Here is a 5,914-nt window from a genome sequence, read left to right on the forward strand (position 1 = left end):
CGCTTAACCGCTGCCGGCATCTTGTTCGGTGCAAATCTGACCATTGGTTTCTCCCTGCTCGGGATTCGCAACGACCAGTAGAAACTGCCGGACCTCCAGCGGCCGCTGCTGCCACTCCAAGACCTCGTCGAGCACCTCGTCGAGCACCTCGTCAGTGATCTTCGAGATCGTCTCCGGTGACAGGTCCGTGCCGATCGTCGAGACCAAGTGCTGTTGAATATCGCGGATCGTCATCCCGCCGGCATAGAGCGAAATGATCATGTCATCGAGACCACCAAGGCGCCGTGACCCCTTAGGCACCAGGCGCGGCACGAAGCTCCCACTCCGGTCGCGGGGAATGTCCAAATCCAGTTCGCCGACCTCAGCGTCGACCACCTTGGGCGACGAGCCGTTCCGAGAGTTCGGGTAGAACCGTGCTTCCGGGTCGCCCTTCTCGTAGCCGAGGTGCTCGGTCAGCTCGACCTGCAAGCCCCGCTCGAGGGCCGCTTTGATCAGGCCGGGAACGAACCCGCCTTCTCCCGTGAGTTGCAGCTCGCCGGCATCGATCTTTGAGAACAGGGAATCCAAGGTGCCGCTGTCGCGGAGCTCATCGATCGCTTTCGCCGCCGCCAACTGCGACGGGGACCGCGGTGCCTTGTGCAACTCGCTTCGATTCGTCATGACCATCAGTGTCACTCCTTCGAGTAGATCCGCAACCCCTTACACAGACCATCTGACACCCTCCAGCCTCGCCGAAGCACGCTCGTTCTGCACCGAATTCTACGACTGGTACAACGGCGAACAACGTCATTCGGGCACTGGTATGCACACCCCGTTCAACGTTCACCACGGCCGCGCACCCGCTATCCATCACGCCCGCGCCCGCGTCCTCACGACCGCATATGCCGAGCATCCTGAACGCTTTGTGCGGCAGCACCCGCAGCCACCAACGTTCCCGACGACGACCTGGCTCAACGAACCCGAAAAGGAAGGAACGAACTCAATGACCGGCTAAAGAAACTGACTCACAAAGGTTGACATCTTCCCGGCATCGGCTCAGCCGCGGCGGCGACAGAGCGGGCCTCGTTCTCGGCGTTGAACTGCTTCACCCACAGGCCCAAAGACTGATCCGTGATGCCGAGCTCGTCGGCGACGTGCTTGTTCGGCCGGCCCGTCGTGATGACGAGCTGCACGGCCTCCGCGCGAAATTGAGGGGAGAACGAGCGCTTGGGCTTTTTCTCGTTACTGGTCAATTCGTTCAACTTCCTAGATCACGATGCCGTGTCCAAGAACAGTGCAACGCGCCAAACGGCCGCCCACCCGCCTCGACGTTGCGCGTGCGATGTCGATGGTGCGTCGGACGAAATCCATGATTTGTCGTTGCCTGCGAGGTTGTTTCATGGGATAGACGGCGGCCCCGATCGCGAGGCCGCCGCCAGGCCTGGTTTAGAAGGGTTTGGTGGGCAAGTATTTTCCGTCGAGGGTGATCACGGCACGTGAACCGCCTTCGGGGTCTTCAACTTTCTTGATGTCTAGTTTGAAGTTGATGGCGCTGATGATGCCGTCACCGAACTGTTCGTGGACCAGGGCCTTCAAAGTGGAGCCGTAAACGTGCATCATTTCGTAAAACCGGTAAACGGTGGGGTCGGTCGGGATGCCGCCGGGGTTGCTGCCGCGCAGCGGAATAGTCTGCAGCAAAATTGCGGCGTCCTTGCCCAGACCCAGCCGATCAGCGACGATTTCCGCAGCGGCTTCGGGCAACGGATGCTGACCGAGCAGGGCGGCGGTGACGAAGACAAGGCTCAGGCCAGTGCCATCGGTCAGTTCCTGCCAGGAGAGGTCCTTGCGCATCTTGGCGTCGATGATGGCGGCGGTCAGTTCCTCGCGCGGAGCCTGGGTGTTCTGGGAATGAATCATGGTGTTTTCCTTTTCTTTTGGTGATGTGAGGTGGTTAGGCGGCCAGGCCGGAGACGGCAGGCGTGGCATGGTCCTGCGTATTGCCCGCAAGTGGGACAAAATGGCCGGTGCCACCGTGCAGGGTGTCCATGGAGCCGGTTTCGATGTCGTAGACCCAGCCGTGGAGGTTTAGCCGGTTTTGATCCAGGGCTAGGGCGACGGAGGGATGGGTCCTGATGTTGGTCAGCTGGGCGATGACGTTGCCGCGGACCATGGCCTTCAACGACTCCTGGGCCGATCCGTGGGTGCGGGCGGCGTTGACGGCCTTCGCCGCGTCGGCGTGGGCAAGCCAGTTGGCCACAGCCGGCAAGTGGTCCAGGTTCGTGTCGGTCGCGATGGCAGTCATCGCTCCGCAGTCGGAATGGCCACAGATGATGATGTCCGTGACGCCCAGGACGGCGACCGCGTACTCGACTGTCGCGGAGACACCGCCGGGCTCCGGGCCGTAGGCGGGCACGATGTTGCCGGCGTTGCGGATCACGAACAGGTCACCCGGTTCCTGTTGGGTCAGCAGCTCTGGCACGACCCGGCTATCCGAGCAAGCAATGAACAAGGCCTTCGGGTTCTGGCCGGTGGCCAGCTCCTTGAAGAGTCCAGAGCGCGCCGGAAAGGCTTCCCGTTGGAATTTCAGAAAGCCTTTAATGATGTCTTGCATGGGCTGTCTCCTCGATGTTTTGGGGGATAACTCAAGGATGACGGAAACTATATATAGTGTCCAAGACCTCTTTATGATGGAGTCAATAAGTAATTTCTATAGTCGGAGAATTGTGATGTTGCGCCACATTCGTTACCTGGCCGCGGTCGCGGAACACCAGAACTTCACTCGTGCGGCCGAGGCGCTCCACGTCTCCCAACCGACGCTGTCCCAACAGATCAGGCAACTGGAGAACTCGTTAAACGTTCAACTCTTGGATCGGTCCGGACGGACCGTGCGGCTGACAGACGCTGGCGCGACCTTCCTGCGCTATACCCAACGCGCGCTGCGGGAACTTGACGCCGGAACCCGGGCCATCCACGACGTGCAGGACCTGAGCCGTGGATCGCTCCGGTTGGCGATGACTCCCACGTTCACCGCGTACCTGATCGGTCCACTGGTCGAACGTTTCCGCACCCGCTATCCCGGCATTAACTTGAGCGTGCAGGAGATGACCCAGGACCGCATCGAGGTGGCGCTGGCCGAGGACACCCTCGATCTAGGCATCGCATTTGCCGAGGTGCGTTCGTCCGAGATCGAGGCCCAGGCGTTGTTCGTCGAAACCCTCGGCTTAGTTGTCGGCAACAACCACCCCCATGCCGGACAGCAGGCACCCATGACCCTGCGGGAGTTGGAACAGGAGCAGCTTGTGCTGCTTAGAAGCGATTTTGCGACTCGGCGCCACATCGACGGGTACTTCCGGGACCACGGGGTTGCCCCGCGCATCGCGATCGAAGTTGACTCCGTCAGCGCGATCATGGAAATCGTTCGCCGCGGCCAGCTCGCCACCATGCTGCCCGAAGCCATTGCCCGCGAACAGCACGGGCTCAACCCGGTTGCCGTACTGCCAGCCATTCCACACCGTACCGCAGCCCTGCTCAGACGAAAAGGCGCGTACATGAGCGCAGCCAGCCGGGCCTTCACCGAGCTGATATCGACGTGGAGCTAGCCGCCTGACCCTGCCGCGGCCAACGCAGCCACCCTCAAAAGACCTGTCCAACACCACCGATACGTCACAGAGAAAACCAACGAGGGCGCTGGGTGGCACGAAACATCATCGCGGGGATGTCCTGTCTCGGGACGTCCCTGAACTTTATGTCTCGGGACCTCCTTGACACTCATTTCTTAGGTCGTTTCTGGCGTTTCCGGGACACGTTGTGTTCGCGGCAGAATCGGGTCACAGCCCCTCGAGGGGCGTCGTCGGGCCCGAAAGCGATGATGAGGCGGAGGTCGGTGCGGGATGGGTTATGTGTCATTCCCTATCGTGCGGGTTCCGCGTCCCGCTGCCGAACCAAGCCCTCGAGACGGGGTGCAATAACGAAAGTCAGCGAGGTGCTGAGACAGAACTGTCAGATTGGGAACGAGACTTTACACGTGGGGTGTGACACCCCCGTGTTGGCCTTCAAAAACCACAGGCCGAACCCTTGTAAGCCGGAGCGAAGAAAGTCGCGGTCCTCCGCGTCCCAACTCCAGCATGACTAAGGTCCCGGTCGCGTCCTGGGCGAGGGTCTGGTCGATCTGCAGGCCGATTTCGGTCCCCGGCACCATCTCCCCGGAGGCCAGGTGCGATGCGATGAGTTTCTGTGACACGTTGTATGCCACGGTAAGCGCCCTCCCTCGATAGCGGTGCCCACCGACATCCGTCGGTATGAATTGGCCTCCGGGGCATGCCACTGATCCGAGGTAGGCCACTCGTGGCACCGGGGCTAGCCTTCTCAGAGAGAATGGACATCCGCGATACCGGATAGATGGGCGACTCAAGCGGACTACACCGCTACCCGCTTGAGCGCATTTGAGTAGGCCGGGCGATCTTGATCATTCTGTCGACGGATGAGGTCCAGGACTGTGCGGCACTGTGCGCGCTCGCACGGCGCCTGGACCTCAGTTTTGAGCCGTTCGCTCGCAGCTAGTGCAGGACTCCGCAGGCAACCGGGTCAGTTGCCTCGGCGGGGAGGGTGGGGTCGAGCTCACTTGCACCCTCGGGAACGCTGAGGTTGTATGTTCCGTTGCCGTTGCCGTCGTAGTCGTTTCCGTGGATTACGACAACACCTTCACCGTCGCGGATGGCCTCGGCAATCTGCGCGGCGGTGCCGATCCCTTCGGCTCCCGGATAGCCTGTTCCCGCCACGTCCGTGAATCTGATGTTGGTCCGGAGGTAGTTATAGGAGCCATTTTTCGAGACAGGGAATCGGGAAACGTCCAGAAAACTGGCCGGCGTAGTGTCTCCACTGGTGTTCAAGGACACCACAACGGGGCCGTACGCCGGAACACCCTCAACGGTGTTCAGTCGTCCGTCACCGTTGCTGTCCAACGCGAGCGTGGGACACTCATTCAAGGCCTGTTCGCCGTAGTGGATGTGCTGTGCGTGCGGAGCATCGGGCGTCAAACCCCTCGCGCGGATCCCGATCGCCCGGATCGTCTCGCCGCGAACGACCGCGACCGCCGTTCCAGACGCTCCTGAGCCGTTAAGCTCTGTGAGGTGGGCGGTCAGCACCACGTTGCCGTGCACCGATTTTGGGACATGCGCTGATGCCGGCGCAGCGCCCAGTGACATGGCGATGAGCGCAGCTGCACTCGCGCCCAGCACCAGTCTGATGTTCTTCTTCACGATTCACTCCTATGTGTCCTCGCCCATCGGGACGATCCCGACGGTAAATGCGACAGCGTTGATACGTAACCCTCAGCCGAATGCCTTGGCATTATGCGAACGCACGCACGCACGCATGCCTGCGGCGAAGAGTATCCGCAAATCGGGTTTCCGGACAGTGGTGATTGCTGACTCTGTACGCATGCTTGCGCCTGCCCCTTGCCGCTCCTCGCCGCACGGGTCTTGCCCCACCCTGCTCCGTGTCGGCCCGCGGTATCTCTGTGTGACGTCGCTGTTTATCCAGATCTCGTCATCAGAGCACCCAGCGCTAACACAAAGCGCGCGATCGGCGGTGGGCGACCTCTCAGACGTTGCCGGCGTCGCGGCGCTGGGGAGCATGTGGTGCCACTGCAGGATCTGATGCAGCAGGCTCCCATCCACGAATTCACCCAATCCGATACCGAAGATGGTGCCGGGTAGACCGATCCCGCGGGGCTGTGCGCGCGTCCCCCCGATCGGGGTCGAGATGGTGACGAGCTTGGCGCTAACAATGGCCTTCCGATTCCACCCGTTCGTCATGGCTTCACGCTATATCCCGCGACGCCGGGGGGTCACGTCCCGCTGAGTGGATGCTCCTATTGATGTCAAGCGGCCTTTGGGGTGGGATTCGATTGTCGGGATTGGTCGTCGAGCCAGGC

At 61.3% G+C, this 5,914-nt stretch carries 8 protein-coding genes; 2 read left to right on the plus strand and 6 right to left on the minus strand.

The features are described 5' to 3' along the window. Positions 1-3 precede the first annotated feature (3 nt). Positions 4-666, minus strand: a complete 663-nt coding sequence (locus CXY80_RS00485) for a transposase (RefSeq protein WP_369828589.1) — start codon at positions 664-666, stop codon at positions 4-6. On the opposite strand from CXY80_RS00485, the gene CXY80_RS00490 reads away from it, so the two are divergent. Beyond that, positions 659-994 (plus strand): hypothetical protein, encoded by a 336-nt coding sequence (locus CXY80_RS00490; RefSeq protein WP_104131175.1) that lies wholly within the window; start codon positions 659-661, stop codon positions 992-994. The two genes, CXY80_RS00485 and CXY80_RS00490, sit on opposite strands and share 8 nt — an antisense overlap. A 10-nt stretch (positions 995-1,004) precedes the next feature. Here the strand turns inward: CXY80_RS00490 and CXY80_RS00495 are convergent, their stop codons facing one another. The 3 genes from CXY80_RS00495 to CXY80_RS00505 form a co-directional block, all read right to left on the minus strand. Next, complete coding sequence (locus CXY80_RS00495) at positions 1,005-1,241, minus strand: transposase (protein WP_092452494.1); 237 nt, start codon at positions 1,239-1,241, stop codon at positions 1,005-1,007. Positions 1,242-1,425: 184 nt separating this feature from the next. Then, positions 1,426-1,896: a cyanase gene (gene cynS / locus CXY80_RS00500; RefSeq protein ID WP_092452497.1), complete on the minus strand. Its 471-nt coding sequence runs from the start codon at positions 1,894-1,896 to the stop codon at positions 1,426-1,428. Positions 1,897-1,930: 34 nt separating this feature from the next. Further along, complete coding sequence (locus CXY80_RS00505) at positions 1,931-2,590, minus strand: carbonic anhydrase (protein WP_092452499.1); 660 nt, start codon at positions 2,588-2,590, stop codon at positions 1,931-1,933. Between the two features lie 115 nt (positions 2,591-2,705). Between CXY80_RS00505 and cynR the strand changes: the two genes are divergently transcribed. Beyond that, positions 2,706-3,578 (plus strand): transcriptional regulator CynR, encoded by an 873-nt coding sequence (cynR, locus tag CXY80_RS00510; RefSeq protein ID WP_233194743.1) that lies wholly within the window; start codon positions 2,706-2,708, stop codon positions 3,576-3,578. 957 nt (positions 3,579-4,535) lie between these two features. Here cynR and CXY80_RS00520 read toward each other — a convergent pair. Together CXY80_RS00520 and CXY80_RS20570 are read right to left on the minus strand one after the other, a co-directional pair. Continuing rightward, positions 4,536-5,237 carry a hypothetical protein gene (locus tag CXY80_RS00520; RefSeq protein WP_104131177.1) on the minus strand — a complete coding sequence of 234 codons (702 nt, stop codon included), beginning with the start codon at positions 5,235-5,237 and terminating at the stop codon, positions 4,536-4,538. Positions 5,238-5,309: 72 nt separating this feature from the next. After that, entirely contained in the window at positions 5,310-5,795 is a 486-nt protein-coding gene (locus tag CXY80_RS20570) for a DUF2243 domain-containing protein (RefSeq protein WP_199182190.1), read from the minus strand. Positions 5,796-5,914 lie beyond the last annotated feature (119 nt).

Source organism: Cryobacterium sp. M91 (genome assembly GCF_002929615.1).
Taxonomy (GTDB): Bacteria; Actinomycetota; Actinomycetes; order Actinomycetales; family Microbacteriaceae; genus Cryobacterium; species Cryobacterium levicorallinum.

What these genes read in the sequence shown, in the direction of transcription:
- CXY80_RS00490 (WP_104131175.1), top strand. Translation starts at nt 659, where the DNA reads ATGACCATCAGTGTCACTCCTTCGAGTAGATCCGCAACCCCTTACACA.
- CXY80_RS00485 (WP_369828589.1), bottom strand. Translation starts at nt 666, where the DNA reads ATGGTCATGACGAATCGAAGCGAGTTGCACAAGGCACCGCGGTCCCCG.
- cynS (WP_092452497.1), bottom strand. Translation starts at nt 1,896, where the DNA reads ATGATTCATTCCCAGAACACCCAGGCTCCGCGCGAGGAACTGACCGCC.
- CXY80_RS00505 (WP_092452499.1), bottom strand. Translation starts at nt 2,590, where the DNA reads ATGCAAGACATCATTAAAGGCTTTCTGAAATTCCAACGGGAAGCCTTT.
- cynR (WP_233194743.1), top strand. Translation starts at nt 2,706, where the DNA reads ATGTTGCGCCACATTCGTTACCTGGCCGCGGTCGCGGAACACCAGAAC.
- CXY80_RS20570 (WP_199182190.1), bottom strand. Translation starts at nt 5,795, where the DNA reads ATGACGAACGGGTGGAATCGGAAGGCCATTGTTAGCGCCAAGCTCGTC.